The sequence below is a fragment of the Granulicella sp. S156 genome, assembly GCF_009766105.1.
GTDB lineage: Bacteria > Acidobacteriota > Terriglobia > Terriglobales > Acidobacteriaceae > Granulicella.
Map to the genome: position 1 here is coordinate 1 of NZ_LMUH01000018.1, position 22,311 is coordinate 22,311.

General features: G+C 57.4%; 21 protein-coding genes. 13 read left to right on the top strand and 8 right to left on the bottom strand.

Annotated features, from left to right (window positions below):
* Positions 1 to 201: 201 nt before the first annotated feature.
* The 4 genes from GSQ91_RS13790 (at position 202) to GSQ91_RS13805 (ending at position 4,099) form a co-directional block, all read left to right on the top strand.
* Positions 202 to 1,182, top strand: a complete 981-nt coding sequence (locus tag GSQ91_RS13790; RefSeq protein WP_158822345.1) for a TIGR03435 family protein — start codon at positions 202 to 204, stop codon at positions 1,180 to 1,182.
* Positions 1,183 to 1,531: 349 nt separating this feature from the next.
* Positions 1,532 to 2,653, top strand: coding sequence for a TIGR03435 family protein (locus tag GSQ91_RS13795; protein WP_158822346.1), 1,122 nt, complete (start codon positions 1,532 to 1,534; stop codon positions 2,651 to 2,653).
* An 18-nt stretch (positions 2,654 to 2,671) separates the two neighbouring features.
* Entirely contained in the window at positions 2,672 to 3,226 is a 555-nt protein-coding gene (locus GSQ91_RS13800; protein ID WP_158822347.1) for a hypothetical protein, read from the top strand.
* A gap of 75 nt (positions 3,227 to 3,301) precedes the next feature.
* Positions 3,302 to 4,099, top strand: a complete 798-nt coding sequence (locus tag GSQ91_RS13805; protein ID WP_158822348.1) for a TIGR03435 family protein — start codon at positions 3,302 to 3,304, stop codon at positions 4,097 to 4,099.
* A gap of 176 nt (positions 4,100 to 4,275) precedes the next feature.
* On the opposite strand, the gene GSQ91_RS13810 is transcribed toward GSQ91_RS13805, so the two are convergent.
* The 3 genes from GSQ91_RS13810 to GSQ91_RS13820 all read right to left on the bottom strand — a co-directional run bounded on the left by GSQ91_RS13810 (position 4,276) and on the right by GSQ91_RS13820 (position 6,801).
* Entirely contained in the window at positions 4,276 to 4,665 is a 390-nt protein-coding gene (locus GSQ91_RS13810) for a hypothetical protein (protein WP_158822349.1), read from the bottom strand.
* A gap of 54 nt (positions 4,666 to 4,719) precedes the next feature.
* On the bottom strand, positions 4,720 to 5,394 hold the full coding sequence (gene pgsA, locus GSQ91_RS13815; RefSeq protein ID WP_158822350.1) for a CDP-diacylglycerol--glycerol-3-phosphate 3-phosphatidyltransferase: 675 nt from the start codon (positions 5,392 to 5,394) through the stop codon (positions 4,720 to 4,722).
* 93 nt (positions 5,395 to 5,487) lie between these two features.
* A complete protein-coding gene (locus tag GSQ91_RS13820; protein ID WP_158822351.1) occupies positions 5,488 to 6,801 on the bottom strand; it encodes a Glu/Leu/Phe/Val dehydrogenase in 1,314 nt (437 codons plus the stop codon).
* A 288-nt stretch (positions 6,802 to 7,089) separates the two neighbouring features.
* Between GSQ91_RS13820 and GSQ91_RS13825 the strand changes: the two genes are divergently transcribed.
* Together GSQ91_RS13825 and trpE are read left to right on the top strand one after the other, a co-directional pair.
* On the top strand, positions 7,090 to 8,895 hold the full coding sequence (locus GSQ91_RS13825; RefSeq protein ID WP_158822352.1) for a serine hydrolase: 1,806 nt from the start codon (positions 7,090 to 7,092) through the stop codon (positions 8,893 to 8,895).
* 81 nt (positions 8,896 to 8,976) lie between these two features.
* Entirely contained in the window at positions 8,977 to 10,491 is a 1,515-nt protein-coding gene (gene trpE, locus GSQ91_RS13830; protein ID WP_158822353.1) for an anthranilate synthase component I, read from the top strand.
* Between the two features lie 109 nt (positions 10,492 to 10,600).
* On the opposite strand, the gene GSQ91_RS13835 is transcribed toward trpE, so the two are convergent.
* The 3 genes from GSQ91_RS13835 to GSQ91_RS13845 all read right to left on the bottom strand — a co-directional run bounded on the left by GSQ91_RS13835 (position 10,601) and on the right by GSQ91_RS13845 (position 15,571).
* Entirely contained in the window at positions 10,601 to 13,150 is a 2,550-nt protein-coding gene (locus GSQ91_RS13835) for a TonB-dependent receptor (protein WP_254064585.1), read from the bottom strand.
* Positions 13,151 to 13,388: 238 nt separating this feature from the next.
* The gene (locus GSQ91_RS13840; RefSeq protein WP_158822355.1) at positions 13,389 to 14,795 is read right to left on the bottom strand and encodes a HAMP domain-containing sensor histidine kinase; all 1,407 of its coding nucleotides are present in this window, start codon (positions 14,793 to 14,795) and stop codon (positions 13,389 to 13,391) included.
* A gap of 98 nt (positions 14,796 to 14,893) precedes the next feature.
* Positions 14,894 to 15,571: a response regulator transcription factor gene (locus tag GSQ91_RS13845; protein WP_158822356.1), complete on the bottom strand. Its 678-nt coding sequence runs from the start codon at positions 15,569 to 15,571 to the stop codon at positions 14,894 to 14,896.
* A gap of 144 nt (positions 15,572 to 15,715) precedes the next feature.
* Here GSQ91_RS13845 and GSQ91_RS13850 point away from each other — a divergent pair, with 144 nt between their 5' ends.
* On the top strand, positions 15,716 to 17,143 hold the full coding sequence (locus tag GSQ91_RS13850; protein ID WP_158822357.1) for a hypothetical protein: 1,428 nt from the start codon (positions 15,716 to 15,718) through the stop codon (positions 17,141 to 17,143).
* Positions 17,144 to 17,410: 267 nt separating this feature from the next.
* Here the strand turns inward: GSQ91_RS13850 and GSQ91_RS13855 are convergent, their stop codons facing one another.
* On the bottom strand, positions 17,411 to 17,650 hold the full coding sequence (locus GSQ91_RS13855) for a hypothetical protein (RefSeq protein WP_158822358.1): 240 nt from the start codon (positions 17,648 to 17,650) through the stop codon (positions 17,411 to 17,413).
* A 71-nt stretch (positions 17,651 to 17,721) separates the two neighbouring features.
* On the opposite strand from GSQ91_RS13855, the gene GSQ91_RS13860 reads away from it, so the two are divergent.
* The 3 genes from GSQ91_RS13860 (at position 17,722) to efp (ending at position 20,024) form a co-directional block, all read left to right on the top strand.
* Positions 17,722 to 18,303, top strand: a complete 582-nt coding sequence (locus GSQ91_RS13860) for an aminodeoxychorismate/anthranilate synthase component II (RefSeq protein ID WP_158822359.1) — start codon at positions 17,722 to 17,724, stop codon at positions 18,301 to 18,303.
* A 16-nt stretch (positions 18,304 to 18,319) separates the two neighbouring features.
* Positions 18,320 to 19,273: a nuclease gene (locus tag GSQ91_RS13865; protein ID WP_158822360.1), complete on the top strand. Its 954-nt coding sequence runs from the start codon at positions 18,320 to 18,322 to the stop codon at positions 19,271 to 19,273.
* Between the two features lie 190 nt (positions 19,274 to 19,463).
* Positions 19,464 to 20,024, top strand: a complete 561-nt coding sequence (gene efp, locus GSQ91_RS13870; protein ID WP_158822361.1) for an elongation factor P — start codon at positions 19,464 to 19,466, stop codon at positions 20,022 to 20,024.
* 7 nt (positions 20,025 to 20,031) lie between these two features.
* Here the strand turns inward: efp and GSQ91_RS13875 are convergent, their stop codons facing one another.
* Positions 20,032 to 20,328 carry a hypothetical protein gene (locus tag GSQ91_RS13875; protein ID WP_158822362.1) on the bottom strand — a complete coding sequence of 99 codons (297 nt, stop codon included), beginning with the start codon at positions 20,326 to 20,328 and terminating at the stop codon, positions 20,032 to 20,034.
* A 310-nt stretch (positions 20,329 to 20,638) separates the two neighbouring features.
* Here GSQ91_RS13875 and GSQ91_RS13880 point away from each other — a divergent pair, with 310 nt between their 5' ends.
* From GSQ91_RS13880 to GSQ91_RS13890, 3 genes are all read left to right on the top strand, one after another.
* On the top strand, positions 20,639 to 20,920 hold the full coding sequence (locus GSQ91_RS13880) for an acylphosphatase (RefSeq protein WP_158822363.1): 282 nt from the start codon (positions 20,639 to 20,641) through the stop codon (positions 20,918 to 20,920).
* A 7-nt stretch (positions 20,921 to 20,927) separates the two neighbouring features.
* The gene (locus GSQ91_RS13885; RefSeq protein ID WP_158822364.1) at positions 20,928 to 21,467 is read left to right on the top strand and encodes an adenine phosphoribosyltransferase; all 540 of its coding nucleotides are present in this window, start codon (positions 20,928 to 20,930) and stop codon (positions 21,465 to 21,467) included.
* A 19-nt stretch (positions 21,468 to 21,486) separates the two neighbouring features.
* On the top strand, positions 21,487 to 22,311 hold an 825-nt coding region (locus tag GSQ91_RS13890), incomplete at its 3' end, for a hypothetical protein (RefSeq protein WP_158822365.1).

Consider the following 22,311-nt stretch of genomic DNA (forward strand, 5'->3'; position numbering starts at 1 on the left):
GACTCGCCACATTTCAACTGCATCAGCTTCTACAAAACTTGCAAAGTCTATATGTGGATACCGCCTAGAGCATTTCGGCTTTACTCGTTACACCGAAAGATTAGAAATGTGGTTTTTCTGGGGGAAAACCACGCAAACGGCTTCCGCCCCTGTAAGCGGCTAAGCCGAAATGCTCTATCCTTCTCCTCGGAGCCACCTTCCATGCGCCGAACCCTCGCCATCGTCTGCATCCTCGTCTCCACCTCCGCCTTCGCCCAGAGCGCACCCAACCCTGCCCCACTCTCCTTCGACGTCGCTTCAGTACGGCCCAGCAAGTCCGGCGCTCCGCAGCACAGCAACGTCCCCCTCGACGCCGGCAACGTTTACGCTTCTATCAACCCCGACGACGACCGCAGCGCCGCCGGCGGCTTGTTCATCGCGACCCACCAGGCTCTCTGGCGTTACATCTCGTTCGCCTACAAGCTTTCCGGCACGCAGGAGATCGCTCTCCGCTTCAACTTCTTCTCCGGCGCCCCCAAATCCGGCGCGCCTTTTTGGGTCACCGGATCCTTCGACGCCGCGCCTGAGTCCTTCGACATTTCAGCGCGTGCTCCGGCCGATACTTCAATCAACCAGATGCGTCTCATGATGCAGGCCCTGCTCGCCGATCGCTTCCATCTGGTTATCCACTACGTCTCCGCTGACGCTCCAGTCTTTGCCCTGGTCCTCGCCAAACCCGGCGTCACCGGCCCCAATCTCAAGCCCCACCCCCCATCCGACGCCTGCGCTGTTCCCATGCCCGACCAGTCCTCCGCCCCCGCGCCGCGCCCCGCAGCTACTCCCTCTTCCGTGGGCGATCTTCCACCAGTGTGCGGCGTCATCGCGCACGTTCCGTCCTCCGCCCCCGGCCAGCACTATGGTGGCCGCGCTTTTCCCCTCTCCCTCTTTGCCACCTCTGTCCCGACTATGACGGGACTCGCCGTGATCCCTCGCCCCGTCATCGATGAGACCGGCCTCTCAGGACTCTACGACTTTACCCTGACCTGGATGCATGACCCCACCGGGAAAGACGCCGCCGTCGCTGACAACACCGCCAACTTCCACGAGGCCCTCAAGATTCAGCTAGGCCTGGAACTCAAGCCCTCCCACGCTCCGATCAACTTCCTCATCGTCGACCACGTGGAGCGGCCTTCGGAGAATTAGTGGCTGTCGAAGTTCCGTGCTGCATTGCCACGATAGATCGCCCCTTAAGGGGCTCTGCATCCTGTTGGCATGTAGCCCAGGGTTTCACCCTTGACGCAAAGAGCGATGCGAACGTTTGTGGCGCGCTCTGCGTCCTCACCCTGGGCTGTGATGGTACCGCCCCTGCGGGGCTTAGATGGAGGCTCGTTCCCACCTCTATTTCTCCATCTTCTTGCGGTTACGACTTTAGGTCTCACCCAGTCGAGGATTTCAAATGCGATTGCCCTGCCGAATTGCAGTGTTGAGCTTGCCACACTACTGAAGCGCGGTATAGCTTGGGCAAACCAGGGTCTAAAGGAGAGGTTTCAGCATGAAAGTAATTGCGCTTCGATTTGCCGCAGTCCTGCTGTTCGCAATTGGGGTGCTTCATGCACAGGGGCCGGACATCTCAGGAAACTGGCAGGGTACGCTGCAGGCCGGACAGGGCCTGCGGACTCTCCTCAAGATCTCCAAGGCGGACAGCGGTGGGTGGAAGGCTGTGATGTACAGCATCGACCAGGGTAGCAATTCCATCAACGTCACCTCAATAACGGTGGATAAGCTGAACTTCAGTTTCACCATTAAGCCGCTGGATGTGACCTACTCCGGAATACTGAAGTCTGATCGGACTTCGATCACGGGTAACGCGACGCAAGGCGGCGCGACGCATGTGCTCAACTTTACCCACGTCACGCCGGAAAACACATGGGCAATTCCCGAGCCGCCGAAGTCCATGCCGGCGGACGCGAAGCCGAAGTTTGATGTGGTGACCGTGAAGCCGAGCGATCCGAACAAGCCTGGGAAGCTGTTTACGATTCGCGGGCGGCAGGTAATGACGATCAATACAACCGTCAACGACCTCATTACGTTCGCTTATTCGCTCCAGACAAAAGAGGTTTTGAACGCGCCCTCCTGGATGGACGAAAAGTACGACGTCGATGGCGTGCCGGACGTAGAAGGCCAGCCAAATATTCAGCAGATGCGGTTACTGATTCAGGATGCTCTGGTGGAGCGGTTTGGATTGAAGTTCCATACCGAGCAGCGCGAAATGACGGCCTATGCGCTGACCGTCGCGAAGGGCGGACCGAAGCTTACGCTGACCGCTGACCAGCCGAACGCGCCAGGAAATTTTCTCTTCGGCGGCCTGGGCAAACTAAGGGTGACCAATTCCACCATGAAGGACTTCTGTCACGGCATGCAGGAGGCGGTGATGGACAAGCCGGTGGTGGACCAGACTGGATTGACCGAGCGGTATGACTTCAACCTGAACTGGACGCCTGACCAATCTCAGTTTGCCTCGTTCGGCGCGCATATCCCTGCACCGAACCCCGACGATCCGTTGCCCAGCCTGTATACCGCGTTGCAGGAGCAGTTGGGATTGAAGATGGAAGCGACCAAGGCAAAGGTTGACGTGATGGTGATCGATCATCTCGACAAGCCTTCCGCGAACTGACGTGGAGAGCTGTACGCAATGAACAAAAAGCAATTTGAGGTCAATCCTTTTCGCCTGGTTAAGCTTTTCGGGATTGTGGTCGGCAGCATCATATTGTTGGTGGTAATCGCTGCTGTAAGCATGGCTGAGTGGCCATTAGTCACCGCCATACTGTGGCACATGCGAAACGGACATACTGTTGCACTAGAAGGTCACTCTTTTCGTGTACCACTCCTCTATGAGCCGGAGGTCAGCAAGGGTGGAAAGCAGATCGATATCATCGAATATCCACGCCTGCTATCAGGAGCCGCCTCAGTAACGGTGGAATCGAATCCTAAGGTATTCGATTCGGCGTCAGCAGATCGGTGGCAGGCACAGTTAATAGCTGTGACCAGCAATCGTCCAAATAGCCCAACTCAGACTATTCCCGTCACCTTGCACGGCAAAAAGTTGATTTTCGTCTGCGTGGACCTCGTGTTTATCGGTGGAGAGTCTTTGCTCTGCCATGCCGCCGGAACGAGCCTCACTGTTTCGACAATAGCGTTGCCAGGTCGTATCAAAGAGACACGTGCGGTGCTTGAAACGAGCGAATAGTAGATGGAGAGATCCCAACGGGAGCGCGTTTCGCTAGACTTGCGAAGATGCGCATGGATGTGAACTGGAGGTTCGATGCGAGGGCGAACGGGTAAGGTTCTAGCAAGTGTCTGTGTGCTGGTTGCACTGGCATGGACGGGGCAGTGCCGGGCGCAGAGCGCGGTTGCCACCCCGGCGACGACGGCTTGCACCGCCGATCCACAGTTGCCTTCATTTGACGTGGCCGCCATCACTCCTGTGGCGGAGAAGAACCGCGGCGCGACCAGCATCGGGCAGTATGGGTCGCCGCACTTCACCATGCGCGGCGTGTCGTTGAGCTTCCTGCTGAGCTTCAGCTTCGACATCCGGCCGGTAAACTTTATCAACGCTCCTCGTGGATTGGACGATGCGGTATTCGATGTGCAGGTGGAGTCGGCGGGCGGAATACCTCTGACCTACGAGGCGCTAAAGCCAAGAATGCAGCAGATGCTAGAGCAGCGGTTCTGTTTGAAGACGCATACAGGTACCAAGCAGGTCTCAGGGTATGCGCTGGTGAGTGCGAAAGGTGGGGCCAAGGTGACGCCGGGGAGTACACCGGGCGAGCGTGGCTCAGCGTATATCACGCAGCATGAGATAAGCGGGACGAACATAGACATGGGCGCATTGGCGGGTATGCTGGCTTCGCCGGTCGGGCGGCCGGTGCAGGATCAAACAGGATTACAAGGCAAATACACCATAAAAGTCCAGTTCGCATCGGCTGGCGACGCTGAATCCACGCTGCCTTCGATCTTTACGGCGGTGAAGGAGCAGGTAGGCCTGGAGCTTAAGCCTGCTCAGGTCCCTGTCCAGACCCTCACAATTGAGCACCTGAACCTGACCTCGACGGAAAACTAGCGTTTAGAGCAGTTCTCGTAATGCTGTGAAGCGGAAGAACCCTGCGAGTGTCGTTTTTCTTGGGGAAAACGACGTAGATACCCTTGACTCGCTCTACACCATTACGAGAACTGCTCTAGCCGAATACCAACGCGCCCTGTGTAGGCAAAACGGGTTAGTCCCGATGGGTGTTCTTCTCATCCGCCCGAGGCGCCGTGCTGCGTCGCAAGGTACGCATCATATTTTGTTTTTTGTTCGTCAGTAAGCAGGGCTCGAATGTTTGCCCGTTGCATTCTCTGAACTGATTTTATTTTGGATGCGGTGGTTGCCGGATCGTCCCCAGAGTTGCGAAGGTCCAGTGTCTGGCTCATCGCGTGGGCGTTGATCGCCTGGACCTGTGTTACCTGGACAGGTGTCAGCCCGACCGCAGTCGTCAGCGCGTTCAATTGTGTCTGCTGCTGTTCCGGAGACATGAAGTTCGCGCGACCACTGCTCTGTGCCAGCATTGGCACCGTCGCCAGGACTGCGCTATACAGGGCCACAGCACATACACGTGTGGCATGTTTGCTAAACATCGTCATCATCATTGGCTACTTCTCCTGTGTCGGCGTACGCGGCTTCTGACAGTAGTGAACTGACGCCTAGCTAGATCTTTTATCTGCCAGAACTGTCGGTGTAACCTCGCGTTTTTTGCGGCTCAGAATGGAGCTGCGTCTGCGGCGTTTGCCGGAGGAGACCTTGTCGATCTTCTTCCAGAAGCCTACGAAGTAGTCCACTGCCGAGATGATCGAGACGATCGTCATCCAGTAGATCGCGGTTACGGCGATCAGATGGACGCCGACGGGGAAGCCCCAGAAGTCCCAGTAGTCCCAGCGATGATTGAGGATCGCTGCTACGACCGAGACGATCTGAATGACGGTCTTCAGTTTGCCCAGCTCGCTGGCCTCGATGGTGAAGCCCTCGGAAGATGCGATGGACCGCAGGCCGCTCACCAGGAACTCGCGCCCGATGACCAGCACGGCGATCCAGGGTGGAACGATCCGCGGGTTGTAGGCCACCAGCACAATATAGGCGGCGGAGACCATCAATTTGTCGGCCAGAGGGTCGAGCAGTATGCCCAGCGTGGTGATCTGGCCTCGTTTGCGCGCCAGGTAGCCATCGAGGCCATCTGTGATCGCGGCCAGGATGAACAGTCCCGAGGCAAAGAGCTCCTGCTCGCCGTAAGGTCCATGCACAGGGAACGACGCTGACAACGCCCAGATCAGCAGCGGAACGCTCGCGATGCGGGTCAGCGTGATGGAGTTGGGCAGGTTCATTAAACGCAAGACAGTATGAGGATAGAGTGTAAAAAATAGAGAAAGGGTGCTTCTTCCCCTATCCTCTACACTCTATACTCTACCCTCTTGCCTTTATGCGTAGATGCCGCGCTGCTTGGTGGTGTAGGCTACGCGGTCGATCGCCAGCATGTAGGCCGCGATGCGGTTGTTGACGCCGTGGGCTATGGAGTAGTGCAGCACGTCGTCGAAGCTGTCGATCATGATGCGCTCAAGCCGCTGGTTGACCTCATCTTCGGTCCAGAAGTAGCCCATGCGGTCCTGCACCCACTCGAAGTAGCTGGTCGTTACCCCGCCGGCGTTGGCGAGGATGTCGGGGATGACGAAGACTCCCTTGCTGGCGAGGATCTCGTCGGCGACGGTCGTCGTCGGCCCGTTTGCGCCCTCGCACAGGATGCGGGCCTTGATCCGGTCGGCATTCTTGCTGGTGATGACGTTTTCGGTGGCGGCGGGAATCAATACATCGCATTTGCGCGTGAGCAGGTCGTCCTTGTCGGCGGCGTCGGCCCCGGGGAAGCCGTGGATGACGCCGTTCTTGGCGCGGTACTCCAGTAGCTCGCTGATGTCGATGCCGTTGGGGTTGAAGAGCGCGCCGTCGTACTCGCCGATGCCGATGACCTTGTAGCCCTTTTCCCAGAGCAGCTTGGCGGAGTTCGAACCGACGTTGCCGAAGCCCTGCACGATGACGGTGGTGCTCTCGGGGGTCATGTTCAGGTGCTTCAGGGCCTGATCGCAGACGATGCTGACGCCGCGGCCGGTAGCCTCACGACGACCGCGTGAGCCGCCGATGTTTACGGGCTTGCCCGTCACCACGCTGGTTACGGTCTGGCCCATGTGCATGGAGTAGGTATCCATGATCCAGGCCATCGTCTGCTCGTTGGTATTCATGTCCGGCGCTGGAACATCCTTCTCCGGCCCGATGAACTCGATCAGCGAGGCGGTGTAGCGGCGGGTCATGCGCTCGAGCTCTCCCTGGCTCATGTTCTTGGGGTCGCAGATCACGCCGCCCTTCGCGCCGCCGAAGGGAATGTTCACCACGGCGCACTTCCAGGTCATCCAGCTGGCGAGCGCACGAACTTCGTCCAGGGATACATCCGGCGAGTAGCGGATGCCGCCCTTGGCGGGCCCGCGTGCTACGGAGTGCTGTACGCGATAGCCCGTAAAGACTTCAATCCTGCCGTCGTCCATGTTCACCGGGATGTGCACGATGATCTCGCGCGACGGATAGCGCAGCACCTTCCAGATTCCTTCGTCGAGCTTGAGTCGTTTGGCGGCCTCATCGAAGCGCGCGGCCTGCGCCTCCCATGGATTTGTTTCCTGCGCCAGCGTGAGCGTTTGCATTGTGTTTCTCTTCCTCTCGGTTACCGGTACTAGTGATTCCTCGGCCATCGCGCTCGCTCCTTGAATCCGTCTTGTACGCTTCAAGGACAGCATAGACCTAACTGGTCTCTTGGCCAGACCGATCCGTGGCCAAACATTGGATCATAGGCCTCTATTTAGCTCTCTAGCAAGGGGTGGGAGTGTTTCTTTAGTTCCCTGAGATCAACGATTTAGGGCTTGCGCAACCCCGCTCAAATGTGCACAAGATTTGGCACTCAAATCGGCAGCTGCATCCTGTGATACAAGAAGCGGATCGGCAAGGTGTGTGAGATTGGATGGGGGGAAGGTGATCTCGCAATGAAGCTGTTCTCTCTTCGTGTACACGGCGCTCTGTACGGTTGCCTCTTTGTGCTGATAACGGTTGCGGCCAGCAGCGTGGAGGCGCAGGCTCAAAACGCTCACGCAGATCCGCTATCGGGTTTGTGGGGAACCGAAGTACGTTTTGGCATGCCCGTGCAAGGGGAGCTTACGCTGGATGGTCGCGGAGGAGCCTGGCGGGCGCTGCTCGGCGGCTATCAGGTGGCTGTGCAACCCAATGGTGGTGACTTAAGGTTCAAGCTCCCTGGAGATTCCGGAATGTTCCGTGGACATTTGGACGCAGCTGCCAATGTGATTCGCGGTCAGTGGATTCAGCCAAAGGGTGAGCTTCTGAATGAGTATGCGAGTCCGATCGAGCTTCATTCGATTGCACCGTCGGTTTGGCGAGGCACCGTTGTTCCTCTCGAACAGCGTATTTCGGTGTACGCACTCTTTTCGACGTCTTCTACCGGCAAGCTGCAGGCATTTCTAAGCAATCCGGAGAGGAATTTCTTTCGGGGACGCGTCTTCAACGTGACGCGGGATGGGGCCAGGATTCACCTGGACGCAAACGGCTGGAAGATCGAGGGATCCTTCGACGATAAGGCGGACGTGCTTTCGCTCCAGTTGGTCGACGACTCTTTGCCGCCGTTTCAGTTTTCTCGCCGGAAAGACAAGGATGCGGTCGGCTTCTATCCCAGAATTCCTTCGGACGGGACCGAATACGGGTATCGCAAACCGCTGGCCGACAACGATGGCTGGGCCACCGCCTCGCTAGCGGACGAAGGACTGGACGAGGCGCCTATCGCAGCATTGATTGATAAGATTCTCAGGGCTGATCCAATCACCAATCCAACCGATATTCAAAGCCTGTTGATTGCGCGCCACGGTCATCTCGTTCTCGAAGAATATTTTTACGGGTTCAATGAGCAACGGGTGCATGACATGCGGTCGGCGAGTAAGACATTTGCCCCTGTGCTGGTGGGGCTGGCGAAAGAGCACGGGGCAAAACTGGCTCCGGAGACACCTGTCTACCCTCTGTTCTCGCAGTACAAGTCCTTCGAGAGCTGGGATGCGAAGAAGCGGGCTGTCTCCCTGCGGGACATCATGACCATGACGGCTGGGAATGCCTGCGACGACAACGACGACAACTCGCCCGGCAATGAAGACATGATGCAAAGCGATCCGAAACGACAGGATTGGTACAAGTACACTCTCGACCTGCCCATGCTCAAGGAACCGGGAGGAAAAGATGCGGTGTACTGTTCGGGTGATCTGAATCTGGTAGGTGGAGCGGTGGCTAGTGCAACCGGAACCTGGCTCCCTGACTTCTTCGAGGCGCAATTAGCTCGACCGCTCCAATTTGGCCGTTATTACCTGAATCTGATGCCCGACGGACAAGCTTACATGGGAGGGGGAGCCTACCTTAGGCCTCGGGATGAGCTGAAGCTGGGTCAACTGTTTCTCGGCGGCGGGGTTTGGAATGGCAAGCGCATCCTGAGCAAGTCGTGGGTTGAGGAATCGACCGCGACCCATGCGCGATTCGATCCCGCCTATAGCCTTGGGCAGGAGCATCAGTACGGGTACGGCTGGCACATCAATTTTTTGAAGAGCGGGGAGAAGACTTATCGGGTTTTCGGTGCGGGAGGAAACGGTGGCCAGTTTGTCATTGTCGTACCTGATCTCGATCTTGTGATTGGGATCAATGGGGGAAGTTACGGAGAGTTCGGCAAGTGGTACCGCTGGGAGCTGGAATTGGTGCCTCAATTTATACTTCCCGCCGTCAAGAGTCCCGCAAGACAGTGAACATCAGATCGTGTTTGGAGCGATGAGGAAATCGCTGCACTGGTCGCGCAACGCCACGGGCATCCTCGTTATCATAAAGAGATGGCCACGCGCACTCTCACAACCCCGACTCTCCGCGAGTTTCAACGGCTCGCCCGTGCGCACTCGCTTGTTCCTGTTACCCGCACAGTCGCTGCCGATCTCGAGACACCGGTTTCAGCCTTTCTGCGCGTTGCCGCGAAAGAGCCTGAAGCCTTTCTGCTGGAGTCTGTTGAAGGCGGCGAGCATGTGGGCCGGTATACCTTCATCGGCATTCGGCCATACAAGAAGATGACCGCGCGCGATGGCCAGATCACCGTAATCGAAGGCCGCAAGCGCCGCACCTATGACGCCGACATCTTCAGCGAGTTGAAGACAGCGCTCGAAGGCGAGACGCCTGCGAAGCTGCCTGGCCTGCCCCCCTTTACATCGGGCGCTGTCGGCTTCTTCGCCTACGATGTGGTGCGCCGTATCGAGCAGCTCCCTGAGCTTGCGGCGGATGAGCTCCATGTTCCCGATGCGTACCTGATGTTCTTCGACGAGGTGCTCGCCTTCGACCATGTGAAGAAGGCGATTCATCTCATCGTGACGGCAGGGGCACGCTCAAAGCTCAACACCGCCGCCTATGCTGATGCGAACAAGCGGCTCGACCGGCTGGAACGCATGTTGAACGCTGCGATTGTGAAGCCTCAGGCCGCTCATGTGAAGGGCTCTCTCAAGCTAAAGCCGCGAACGAAGGTTGCCGACTTCCTGCGCGCTGTCGAGACGACGAAGGAGTACATCACGGCGGGCGACATCTTCCAGTGCGTGCTCTCGCAGCGATTCGATTGTGTGCCTGGCGTCGATCCTTTTGAGATCTATCGTTCGCTGCGCATCGTCAACCCGTCGCCCTACATGTACTTCCTGCGCTTTGGCCTGGACGGGGAAGGGAAGAAGAGCAAGACGCGTGAGGCTCATATCGTGGGCTCGTCTCCGGAGCTTCTGGTGCGTGTTCACAATGGCAACGTGGAGTACCGTCCTATCGCCGGTTCGCGCCCACGCGGCGCTGATGAAATCCAGGATCGCGCTCTCGAAGCAGACCTCCGCGCCGATGCGAAGGAGGTCTCCGAGCACATTATGCTCGTCGACCTTGGCCGCAACGATGTGGGGCGCGTCTCCGAGTTCGGCTCCGTCAAGGTCAAAGACCTGATGTTCGTGGAGCGCTACTCGCACATCATGCATCTGGTGAGTTCGCTGGAGGGCAAGCTCCGCGCCGGTCTAGCGCCGATCGATGCCTTCCGTGCGTGCTTCCCCGCAGGCACGCTGAGTGGCGCACCGAAGATTCGCGCGATGGAGATCATCGAAGAGCTGGAACCGGCACGCCGCGGCGTCTATGGAGGGGCTATCTTTTACGCCGACTTCAGCGGCAACCTCGACTCCTGCATCGCCATCCGCACGCTCTTTATGGATGGCGAAAAGGGCTACATCCAAGCAGGCGCGGGTATTGTTGCCGATTCCGTTCCGCAGAAAGAGCACGAGGAGTGTGGGAATAAAGCCAAGGCTGTCGTACGGGCTATTGAACGAGCGAGAGGTGCATAAACCTTAGGGTGTGTACTCCAATTGCTATTGGAGTACACACCCTAAGGAACCGTCATTTTGCTCAAGAGGCGTACCGGTGAAAGAACCGGCACGGCCTGGATGGGGGCGACTATTTGTGGTGGTTTGGGAAAATTCCCATCTTGAAGGTGACCATAAAACTCCGCCCCGCTGTCAGGTTGATCTGGTCCAGCGGTGACGGGGCAGTCGTCGCGTAGTATGCCGACGTGCCCACAGGCGTTGGACTGTTAGAAGGGAAGACATCGGTGATGTTTTCGCTGTTGAACAGGTTGTTGATGCTGAAGCTGATCTTCGACTGGTCGAAGATAGAGTCTTGTTTGCGGAAGGTGTAGTTCAGGAAGAGATTGACGTTGTTATACGGCGCAACATACACCTGATTGTGATACGAACCGTTGTCATCGTAGTAGTCGCCAACGCGCTTCTCGATGATGCCCAGATCCATACCGCGGCTCTGGTAGGTTAAGCCCAATGCCTGGGTGTACGAAGGAGTGTCGGTCACGTTGAGACCAGAGGGGACGCCGGTTCCCCTATAGGTTGCCTTCCCTACAGTTCCATTGGCATAGAGGTTGAAGCCGTGAGGGAGCGAGGCATTGGCCTCCGCTTCAAATCCCTGAGTGAGCGAGTCCGGACCAAGATAATACTCGTTAAGGTCATAGGCCGGGTTACTCGGATTGGCGACTGCGAACGGGATGTAGCTATTCTGGAACTTTACAACGTAGTAATCGGCGTCAAAAGTTAAGCGGCTCAGCTTGACGACCGTGCCGCCCTGATAGGCGGAAGTCAGCTGAGGCTTGGGCAGTTGGCTGACCTCCTGGCCGCCGCCCGCGACGTCGAAGACACTGGTCGGAGGAATTTCGTCGCCCTTGCTGAACTGGCCATAGGCCGACCAATAACTTGTCAGCCGGTAGTTTGCCGAGGCTGAAGGCAAGTTGGAGCCGAAACCGCCGGAAGACGTGATGAAGGGCGCGTTGCCAGGGAGGGTGCCTACCACCTTGCCGTTGTCCGCATACTGCTTGAAATCCAGCGTGTAGTAGGCATACTTATCGCCAGCAGTGATTGTGAGCTTCTTCGTCGCATGCCATTCATACTCGACGTACGGGTTATAGGAGTTGGTCCAGTAATTCTCGTGGAAGTTGGGCGTGGCGTCGTCGGTGTGGGTGATCGGGTCCGAAGGGATCTGGTAGCGATTGCTCGTTGCCCACTCATACCACAGGCCGGTGCGGAAGACGCCGTACTTCGAAGTCTGGCTGATCGTCGAAGTCTCGCCGTACTTGCGATAGCTATTTACCTTGTCGACCGCGCAAGGCGGAACCTTGCCATTCGCGTCATTCACGGCTATGGAGCATCTGGCTTCAGTGATCCATCCGCTTGAGCCGTTGGCGCCGGTAGCAAGTCCTGTTGTATCGCCCCCGGGGTCGTTGGCATAATATTGCGCGTTGTTATAGCTGTAGGTGTAAGGCGTCACATTCACAAGCCAGCCGTGCTTCAACAAGGAATGAACGGCGACATACTCGAAGTCCGTCGGAACGGTATTGGTGTTGTAGGCCTGGAAGAACGCGCTGGTGGGATCGTTGTTCTCCATCATGTAATTCCAGCCGTACGTGTTGATCTGGGCGCGATAGGGAGAGACGTTGGGTGCGTTGGAGAAGAGGCGGATCACACCGCTGTATCCGGTGATGGTGGTGTTTTCCGACGGGTTGTACAGTACCTTGATCTCTCCGCCATTGCGTTTGACATCGTTGAACGTTTCGAACCCATCGCTGGTCATGCGATGAACATCCAGAGAGACAGCGATGTTCTTGTGCGGCCCGATCATGCCCGTGTTGTATTGCCCATCGATCAGCAGCGTATTGAACGATCCATACGAAACCTGGGGCTGGATGGACTGCTCCGTCGGTATTTTGGGAGAGAGAAGATTGATCGATCCGCCATAGGTCGCCTGCCCGATGGTGGATGCTGTGCCGGGGCTGCGGTCGAAGTCCACGCTGCCGATCCACAGTCCAGGGAAGAACGCCCAGGAGTGATGGGTGGGGTTGTTGCTGTCGTTGAAGGGGATGCCGTCCCAGGTGATGTTGAAATCGCCATCCTGGAACCCGCGAAAATAGATGGTCCCTTGTCCAAGGCCGACGCCATTGGAGTTGTAGCTGATCGTTCCTGGAGCAATGTTGATGATTTCGGAATAATCGGTCGTGGCCGGCGTGAAATTCCTGATGAACTCGCCGCTAATCTCTGATTTTGGCTCTACCGCGTCGAGCAAGCCCTGCGAGAGTGCATGCTGGCTGGCAATGGAGTTGCCGGCGATGTCTTCCACGTCGACGCTCTCGGAGACGCTGCCGACACTCAGAGCGACTGTGATTCCGGCTGGCTGGGTTGAGGCGAACACGTCTTTTTGCGTCGCCGCAAAACCCTTCGCCGTTACGACGAGCATGTAGCGCCCCGCCGGAATGCCCGTCACCACAAAGTGCCCAACGCTGTCGGCTTTTGCCTGGTTGGCTGCGCCGGTCGTCTGATTTTTCGCCACTACGGTCGCATCGGGGATGACCAACCCATGCGAGTCAACAACAGTTCCGGTGATCGATGCAGGTCCATCCTGTTGCGCCCGCAGCTGCCGCGGCGCCGCCGACAGAAGCGATATGCCCATACACAGGACAAGAACTCGATACAAAGTGCCTATAATCAATTGCCGCAAAGAAGCCTCCATAAAAAAACAGATACCGGACAAACTGCAACATCACGGTAGCTGCCGGCGGCTTTGCATTTGATGAACCCTTTGTTACACGGTGCAGGCAAAGGATTTAGTGCTTGATCGAGGCACCTTCATGGGGGAATTCATTAAGGTTTTTTTAAGATCGTGGGCACAGTCTTTTACGGGAACTGCTCTACCCTTCGAGGAGGTTGCTTGCCATGACCGGGAATCGAATTTGAAAGAGGGATCCGGCGATGGGAGCACTCTCTGCAGTAAGTTCCGCCCGATGCGCATCGGCAATCCATCGCGCGATTGCGAGTCCAAGTCCGTTGCCTGGTTGCGTTTGCCGTTCCCGTAAATCGCCCTGATAGTAACGCTCGAAGACATGCTTCAGCACATCCTCGGACATGCCGATGCCGGTGTCACTCACGGTGAGGACAACTCGATCATTGGTTCGGGAAAGGGTGGCGATGATCTCGCCACCTTCCGGCGTGTATTTGATGGCATTGTCGAGAAGGATTCCGAACAGCCGTAACAGAAGAAGTTCGTCGCCTTGAATGAAGATCTGCTCGTGCGGAAGGTGCCAGTCGAGCATGATTCCCTTGGCTTCCGTCAGATCCTCCACTCGTCTGCATCCGTTCACCACAAGATCACAGAGATTGATCTGCTGAAAGGCAGCCTCATAGCTGAACGTCTCGCTACGGGCCAGGGAAAGGAGCGCATCCAACAGCGTCGAGGCAGTACGACACTCGGTCACGACCCTGGTCAAGTCCTCGCGATATTCCTCTTCCGAGTGGCGCCTGTGGAGCGATAGTTGAGCCGTACCCAGAATCACCGTGATCGAAGTTCTTAGATCGTGCGACACGTCCTCGGAGAACTTGCTGAGGCGCGAGACTGCCGATTGGACCCTGTCCAGTAGCTGGTTCCATGCGATTGCGAGCTCCTGGATCTCATCCCTTGCCGAGGGTACCGGGAGTCGCCCCGACAGGTTGCGTACGCCAATGTTGATGGCTGCCTTCGTCATGCGGTCGACAGTCTTCAGAGCCTGACGGCTTAGAAAATATCCGCAAATAGCAGCCGCGCTAAGCAGTGCCGGAGCAAGGAGCAGGAGGGCGTTGCGGTAGCGCAGGAGAATGTTGAATTCTTCTTCGAGCGAACCGCCGATCAAAAGGCGCACGGGCTGGCCATTCAACAGGGTCAGATGGCACATGACCATGGCAGGCTGATGCTCCAGCGTCTGGAAGAAGAAGACCGGTTCTGTGCAATCGTCGGAAGTTGGCGAGATGGCATCCGGACCGCTCACCTCGCGCGGGAACAGAAGACTTCCGTCGGTATTGCGAATTTCAAATAGATTTCCTTCGTGGGTAACAATGGTGTAGTTGCGAAGTTGTTCGGACATCGGTAAGGGCGGGGATTGAACTCTGTTCTCTGCAAGAAACTGAATCAGCCGCTGCTCGCGTCCCATCAGGTGCGTCTTTTTACCTTGGAACAGCGCAAAACGCAGTGCGCCGTAGGAGAGTATCCCGAATATCAGCAATCCCGCGAAGGTAACCGCGAGATAGAGCAAAGTAAGTTTGGCACGCACAGAAAGATCACGCATTTGTCTGTTACTAGTATCTCGACCGTTGAATTTTGTGCTGCCGTTTGACCCTGGCCCATTTCCGGGGGAGCCAGCTTCCATGTGACGCGGTCACGCTACTAGTTCTCAACAAACATGTAGCCCGACCGGTGGATCGTCCGGATCAGGATGTGATCGTCCTCTGTCTTATCTTCGAGCTTCGCCCGAAGGCCATGGATATAGACGTCAAGCGTACTCTCTTTGACTTCGGAGCTGCCCCAGCCCGCTTCGATCAGCTGCTCGCGAGACGTGACCAGGCCGCTGCGTTTCATGAGAAGTTCGAGCAGATCAAACTGTTTTCGTGTCAGATAAATTTGCTTACCTTGCCGTATCGCTAGCCTGCGGCTTCGGTCAAGGGTGATGTCACCTGCCTGAATGGCCTGTGGCTCTACCGCCGGCAGGGCACGCCTGGCGATTGCGGAGACCCGCGCCAGCAGAATTTCCAACAGGAAGGGCTTGACCAGGTAGTCGTCAGCACCCAGATCAAACGCCTCCAGAATATTAGGAACTGAATCTACTGCCGTCAATACCAGAACCGGCATCTTGCAGCGGCGCCCACGAACCTTCTCGAGAACCTCAAAGCCGTCCATTTTGGGCAGGTAGAGATCAAGCAAAGCTACGTCATACTTCCCGTCAAGCATCATGTCGGCGCCTTCTTTGCCGTCATGAGAGAGAAAGACCTGATGCCCGTTTTCGGTCAGTCCGCGTTCGAGTAGCTTTGCGATGCGCTTGTCGTCTTCGATTACGAGAATATTCATAGGGACAGATATGCGCCTATATGTCTCTCTAAGCTATCAAGATGAATATTGCGTTACAGTGAGAGTGTTTGCACGCTATTCCCACGAATTTGATGACACGCCCTAGAATGCATTCAGCGGCAAGACTACAAGCTTGAGGCATGAATGAACGCCAATGACTCGATCATGTCTGCCGAAGCTGTGCCCAGGCAGCGTGCACAGCACGTTCTTGCGGTTGTTGTCGCTGCCATCAGTCTTTGCTGGCCTGCATTTCTCAATCGCTATCCGCTAATGTATCCCGATTCCATCGGATACATCGGCGATGGCCGTGCCATTGCTGCCGCTCTCTTCCTGCATCGCTTCGGGCACTTCGGCTGGCAGCGTTCGGCTTTCTACAGTCTTGGCATTCTGCCGTTTCATCTGAACCGATCGCCGTGGCCGATCATTGCGCTGCAAGCGCTTCTCACAGCCTGGGTGATGTGGCTCGTGGTGCGTTCGATCGTTTCGCGAGGGCGCACCCGCAGTTACCTGCTGGTTGTTGCCTTTCTAAGCGTTCTCAGCAGTGTCGCGTGGTTTGTCAGCTTCGCTGTGCCGGATATCCTCGGATCTGTACTTTATCTTTCGATCTATCTGCTGGTCTTTGCCCGTGAAACGCTGTCGCGCACCGAACGCTGGTTGCTGGCTGTGCTCGCGTGGTGGTGCTGTCTGTCTCACTCCACGCATCTGCTGCTCGGGCTATGCCTGTGTGCGCTGCTCGCTGTGTCGCTTCTGTTTCGCCACGCCCGAACACGGCTCTGGAAGGGCATAGTACAGGTGGCTGTGATCGTCGCTCTGGCCTTCGCTTCGCAGTTGGGGCTTAATACGTTTCTCTTCGGCAGACCCTCGCTTGATGCCGGGCGCCCACCGCTGCTGATGGCTCGCGTGATCGCGGATGGGCCTGGCCGCATGTATCTGGAACAGAACTGCCCGCGTCTGGGCTGGACGATCTGTACGCATGTCGCGAACCTGCCTGACTCCGAGGACGACTTTCTCTGGGTGCCGACAGGCATCTTTGCCTCCGCGACCGAGGCCGAAAAACAGCAGCTTCGTCGCGAGGAGATGCCTCTGGTGCTCGCCACCGTGCGAGCTTTTCCGGGGGCGCAGCTTCGCGCCTCGCTGCAAAATGCCTGGGAACAATTCCTCGACATCGACATTGCCGACTTCGGCAACAGCACTTGGATGGAAGGCTCTCTGAACAAGGTGATGCCGGGCTCTGAGGCGGACTACCGTCGTTCGTTGCAATCGCGCAGTGCTGTGCCTTCGGATTTCTTTTCGGATCTTGCAGAGTGGGTGGCGGGGATATCGCTTGTGGTGGTGCTCGGCATGATGCCGTTGCTGTGGCGCTGGAGGGTGTGGCGTTTGCTCGGTCTGGTCTTTATTGTCCTGCCGGTGCTTGTGCTGAATGCCATCTTTACGGGCGCGCTCTCCGGTATCGATGCCCGCTATCAGGCTCGTGTGGCGTGGCTTGTTCCCTTGCTGGCGGTGTTGGTTGTGTCGGCGGTGGTTGAGCGTTATTGGGTCCGGGGGCGAGCACCCGCTGCGGAATTACCGTAAATTCGTCATCCTGAGTGGAGCGTTCCGGTTTTTGGGGACGCGGAGTCGAAGGACCCCGAAGAACTCTACTTGCCGATACAGTTTGAGCTGTTTCAACCAAGGCTCATGCCGCTCCTGCGCCACAGACGTATAGGTTGAAAAGGGACAAGCCACAGAGGTAGCGTGAAGACCCTCGGGGTCCTTCGACTGCGTAGCTCGCAAAGTGCGCGAGCTACTTTGCTCAGGATGACGCTTCTAGGGTGCTGCAAAATAGAACGCAGACACGGCCTAATCCGCTTCATCCTGATGCAGCGCCCAGCAGATGCCGCCTATGACCTGTGCCACGCCGATCACTCGCGTCAGTCCGGGGCGGGCGGAAAGCTCGCCCATCAGGCTATGCCATAGCTTTGGCCCCTTCTTCCAGGCCCTGGCGTCGTTTCTTGGATTCACGATCGCCATTACGCCGTCGCCAATCAAAACCATCGCCGCAAAGTGTTTTGCCCGTTTTGGATCGCTCAGAAACAACATAGTCAGTAAGAGCGTGCCGGCCTCAGGTTCGTTGCCTGCGGGCGCAAACCGTTCGCGCTACCATAAAGACTATGGTCTTCGTCCTCGACAACTACGACTCCTTTACCTACAACCTGGTGCAGTACATGGGCGAGCTGGGTGCCGAGGTGGTCGTGCGCCGCAATGACGAGCTCACGCCGGAAGAGGTTGTCGCCCTGAAGCCTGAGCGGATTCTGCTCTCGCCCGGGCCCTGCACGCCGCAGGACGCCGGTATCCTCATCCCGCTGATCCAGCACCTCGCGAAGCTCCCGAAGAAGCAGCAGATCCCGGTGCTCGGTGTCTGCCTGGGGCATCAGGCGATTGGCGCGGCATTTGGCGGCGAGGTTATTCGCGCGCCGCAGCTCATGCACGGCAAGACCAGTGTGATCGAGCACGACGGCCGCACGATCTTCCGTAAGATTCCGCAGTCGATGGTCTGCACCCGCTACCACTCGCTCATCGTGGCAGAGGACTCCGTGCCCGACGAGCTTGAGGTCTCTGCGCGCGTTGCTGGTGAGTCGACGATCATGGCGCTACGCCATCGCACGCTGCCCATCGAAGGTGTGCAGTTTCACCCCGAGAGCGTGCTTACCGATCACGGCAAACAACTGATCGCCAACTTTTTGAAGCAATAGGATTGAGAGAGCAGAGATGAGAGAACAGAGATCAGAAAACAGAGATCAGTTCTCGTCTATTGCTGTTCCGGCATCTCTTATCTCTGTTCTCTGTTTTCTCATGCTCAGTTGTGCTGCGTTCGGCCAGCAGAGCATGGGCTCGGTTGCGACCCACGATGCCCTGGTTACAGGTGGACTTGAGGTCCACGGTGAGAAGGCCAGCCTGGTCTCCAACGCCTCGATCACTGCTTATAGCAGTACGGCCCCGGTCGCTCTGGAACGCGGTGGGGAAGTCCTGGTCTGCGCGACCAGCCAGTTCCATCTGCTGCATAGCGGGGCTGGAGAGTCGCTCTCGTTCGGGCTGGACCGCGGCGCTATTGAGATTCGTTCGCCCTCGCAGCCGCAGGACGTCATCCTGACGCCGGACCTGCGCTTTACGCTGGCGACTCAGGGCAAGCTCGATCTCCGGGTCCGCGTCACGCTCGACGGGGATACGTGCGTCGACAACGCCGGTGCTGAGGCGCCCACGTTGCAGATCTCCGATGTGTTCTCGAGTGCCAGTTACAGTCTGACCGCAGGACAGCATGTGTTGTTCGAGCATGGGGACCTGCACCAGGTGGTTGACCGCGAGACCTCCTCCTGCGGCTGTCCGGCAGCGCTGCCGGTCACTCAGGCAGCCGTGGTAGGGTCTGGAAGCCCTGCGGCGGTGGCGGCCGCACAGAACCCCTTTCCTGTGGCTGTGAGCCAGGGACTCGCGCCGGAGGCTGCCCCGGCAAACTCTCCGCCAGTGGGCCAGGAGCATGTGCAGGTGGCCGACACCCTCGCCTACGGCGCGAGCCAGCCGAATACTTCTTCCGAACCCGGACCCTGGGCTCCGCCGGTGCAGGCCGCGGCTGTTTCCACCCAGCCTCCGCCCTCTCCGCCGGGCGCGCACGAGATCTTCGGCGCCGTAGGCCGCTTCTTTCATAAGCTCTTCCATCCGAAGAGTTGAGGGGCTACTCGAGCGGTTTCACAACAAGTATTTGCAGAAAGTAACGAGGTTTGCGTGGTTTCCCCCAAGGAAAACCATGTGCATCGCCTTTCCCGGGGCCCACTTATTGTGAAACCGCTCTACGCTACAATCAATAGGTTGGGCTGCAATCCATGCAAGCCCCCAATCCACCGTAATTCAGGAGTTTTTTATGGCGATTCCCGCCACCCAGATGCGCCCCGGCATGATCATCAAGTTCAAAGATGAGCTTCACCTCGTCTTCTCCGTAGAGCACCGCACCCCGGGAAATCTGCGAGCTTTCATTCAGGCCAAGCTGCGCAACGTCCGCACCGGCGGCATGTTCGTCGAGCGCTTCCGCTCGCCCGACCCTATCGAGCGCGTGATCGTCGACGAGATCAAGATGGAGTACCTCTACAACGACGGCGACGACTACTACTTCATGGACCAGCAGACCTACGAGCAGACCAACCTCAAGCACGAGACGCTCGGCGATGCGGTTGATTACCTCACGCCGAACCTGCTCATCTCGGTCAGCTTTCACGACGGCAAGCCGGTCGGCATCGAGCTGCCTACCGCGGTCGAGATGACCGTGATGGAGACTGAGCCCGGCATCAAGTCCGCAACGGCCAGCTCAGTCACCAAGCCTGCCAAGACGGAGACCGGCCTCGTCGTGCAGGTGCCGCCGTTCATCAACGAAGGCGAGAAGATCCGCGTCGACACGGCTGAAGGCGCTTATATGTCCCGCGCATAAGACCGCGCTACAGGCTTGGCACTCCATCCTCTTCCGGTTCCAGGGCGAGAGGGTGGGGTGCCTTTGTCGTTGGTGAACCTTCAATCTTCGACACCGCCTGCACCTCGTGCAGGCGATAGAGCAGAGATTCGATTCGATACGCCTTGTCCTCCTCTGCCGAGACTACAAATTGGACATGCATCTGCGCGTCGTTCGTCTCTCCGGAGAACGAATGAATCGACACGCCCTGGGTATCGAGAATCTGCAGGATGCGAGAGAGCAGTCGTCTTTGGTCGCTTGCTTGTAGGTGAAATTTCCAGGTCATGGGGTCTCGATTCGGGAAGAAGTGGCAGAAATAGAAAAAGCCACCAACGGTGATCCGTTGGTGGCTTCTGGCTTGGAGCTGAAAGAGGGGTTACACGCCAGTACCACCGGAGGAGGTGGTAATAATCGCGTGGGTCATCACCGCCGGCGATAGGGCCGCGCCTTGCGAGAGGATCTCGGTGGCTGGGTGCGAGGACGACATAACTGATGTCAGTTTTCCAAGCCTGGGGGCTTTCGTCAAGAGGCGTCCGGCTGTCTGGCTGCCGCTCTTCTTGCTTCGCCTTGCCGCCTCTGCGAGACTAGACACTCCGATGGTTGTTCACTTTCTTGTCCGCGGTCGTGTGCAGGGCGTCGGCTTTCGCTGGTTCGTCCATCGCGAAGCCGCCGAGATTGGCCTGCGCGGCTGGGTGCGCAATACCGACACCGGTGAGGTTGAAATCGTCGCCGCAGGTGACGCGGAGTCTCTTGAAGACCTCCGCGTAGAGCTGCGCAAGGGCTCGCGCGGAAGTCGCGTCGACGCCATCATCGAACACGAACTGGCCGAGAGCGAAGCTGATTCGCTCGGAGCGTTTCACATTGAAGGAGCCTGGTAAATACTGCATGTCTCAACCCATCAACTGCGAGCCGCTCAAGGAACTCATCCGCGCTGTCCCTGATTTCCCCAAGCCCGGCATCCTCTTCTACGACATTACAACGCTGCTCAAGGACAAGACTGGTTCTGCTCAGCTGATCGACGCCTTTGCGCAGTACTACATCGACAAGCATGTCGATCTCGTACTGGGCATTGAGGCGCGTGGCTTCATCTTTGGTCCCGCTCTGGCTTACCGCCTGAACGCGGGCTTCGTACCCGTGCGCAAGCCCGGCAAGCTTCCCGCCGAGACCGTGACCGTCAAATACGATCTCGAGTACGGTTCGGACTCCCTGCAGATCCACAAGGACGCGATCCTGCCCGGCCAGCGCGTCATTATCGTCGACGACCTGCTCGCGACCGGTGGCACGATGCTGGCTACGACGCAGCTCGTCAAGCAGCTCGGAGGCGAGATCGTCGGCTTGACCGTAGCGATCGAGCTGGACTTCCTCAAGGGACGAGCGAAGTTTCCCGATATCGATGTTTTCAGTCTTATGCACTATGACGAGTAGGAAGCGCAACTTCCGGTCGGTGGCGATCACCCTGTGGGTGATCGCCTTCTTCATGCATGCCTGTTTTGCCCAGAACCTCTCGGATGATGACAACTCCTCGCAGCAGTACCTTCATTTGATCCGAGCTAGCACGCTTGATCTACGCCCTACCGAACCATTTCTCCTCAAGCTCGACTACGAACTCTATGACCTTGAAGGTAAGCCTGTCGAGAAGGGGACAGTCGAAGAATCATGGGGCGTAGAGGGCAGTCGTATTCATACGAAATCACCGACGCTTCAAGAGGAGCAGCCTTCCGCCCCCGAACTTGCAATAAAGACACACAATCGTGAGAGCTACCTTGTGAGGCAGGTTCTGGACTCGCTGGTTCATCCACTCAGTGCATCGACCAAACAAATAAACTTCGCCTTCAATAGATTTCAACAGAACTTTGGATCAACGGATCTCGATTGTTTCGCCATTGGTTTAACTGATACACGAACGCCTGCCACTCCCGCATACTGTACTGACGTCAACAACCGCATAACTGTTCTTACAGGTGGTGGGCCATTCGTACTTCGACGAAACAACTTTCGTAAATACCGTGATCGTGAAGTTCCGTTGGATATTGAACTGTCTTACCAGGGTCGGGTTGCGATGACGGCTCATGTGACCGAGTTGGACGTGCTCCCACTTGAGAACAACAAGATTCCGCTAATTGCTGGGACGGACCATGATCGCCTCATTCGCGATACTACCCTCGTCGGCCAGATATTGAAGAAGGCGAACCCTGTTTATCCCAAACAGGCTAGAAAGAAACGCATAGGCGGCACAGTGCTGCTTTGTGCCATCATCACAAAAGCAGGA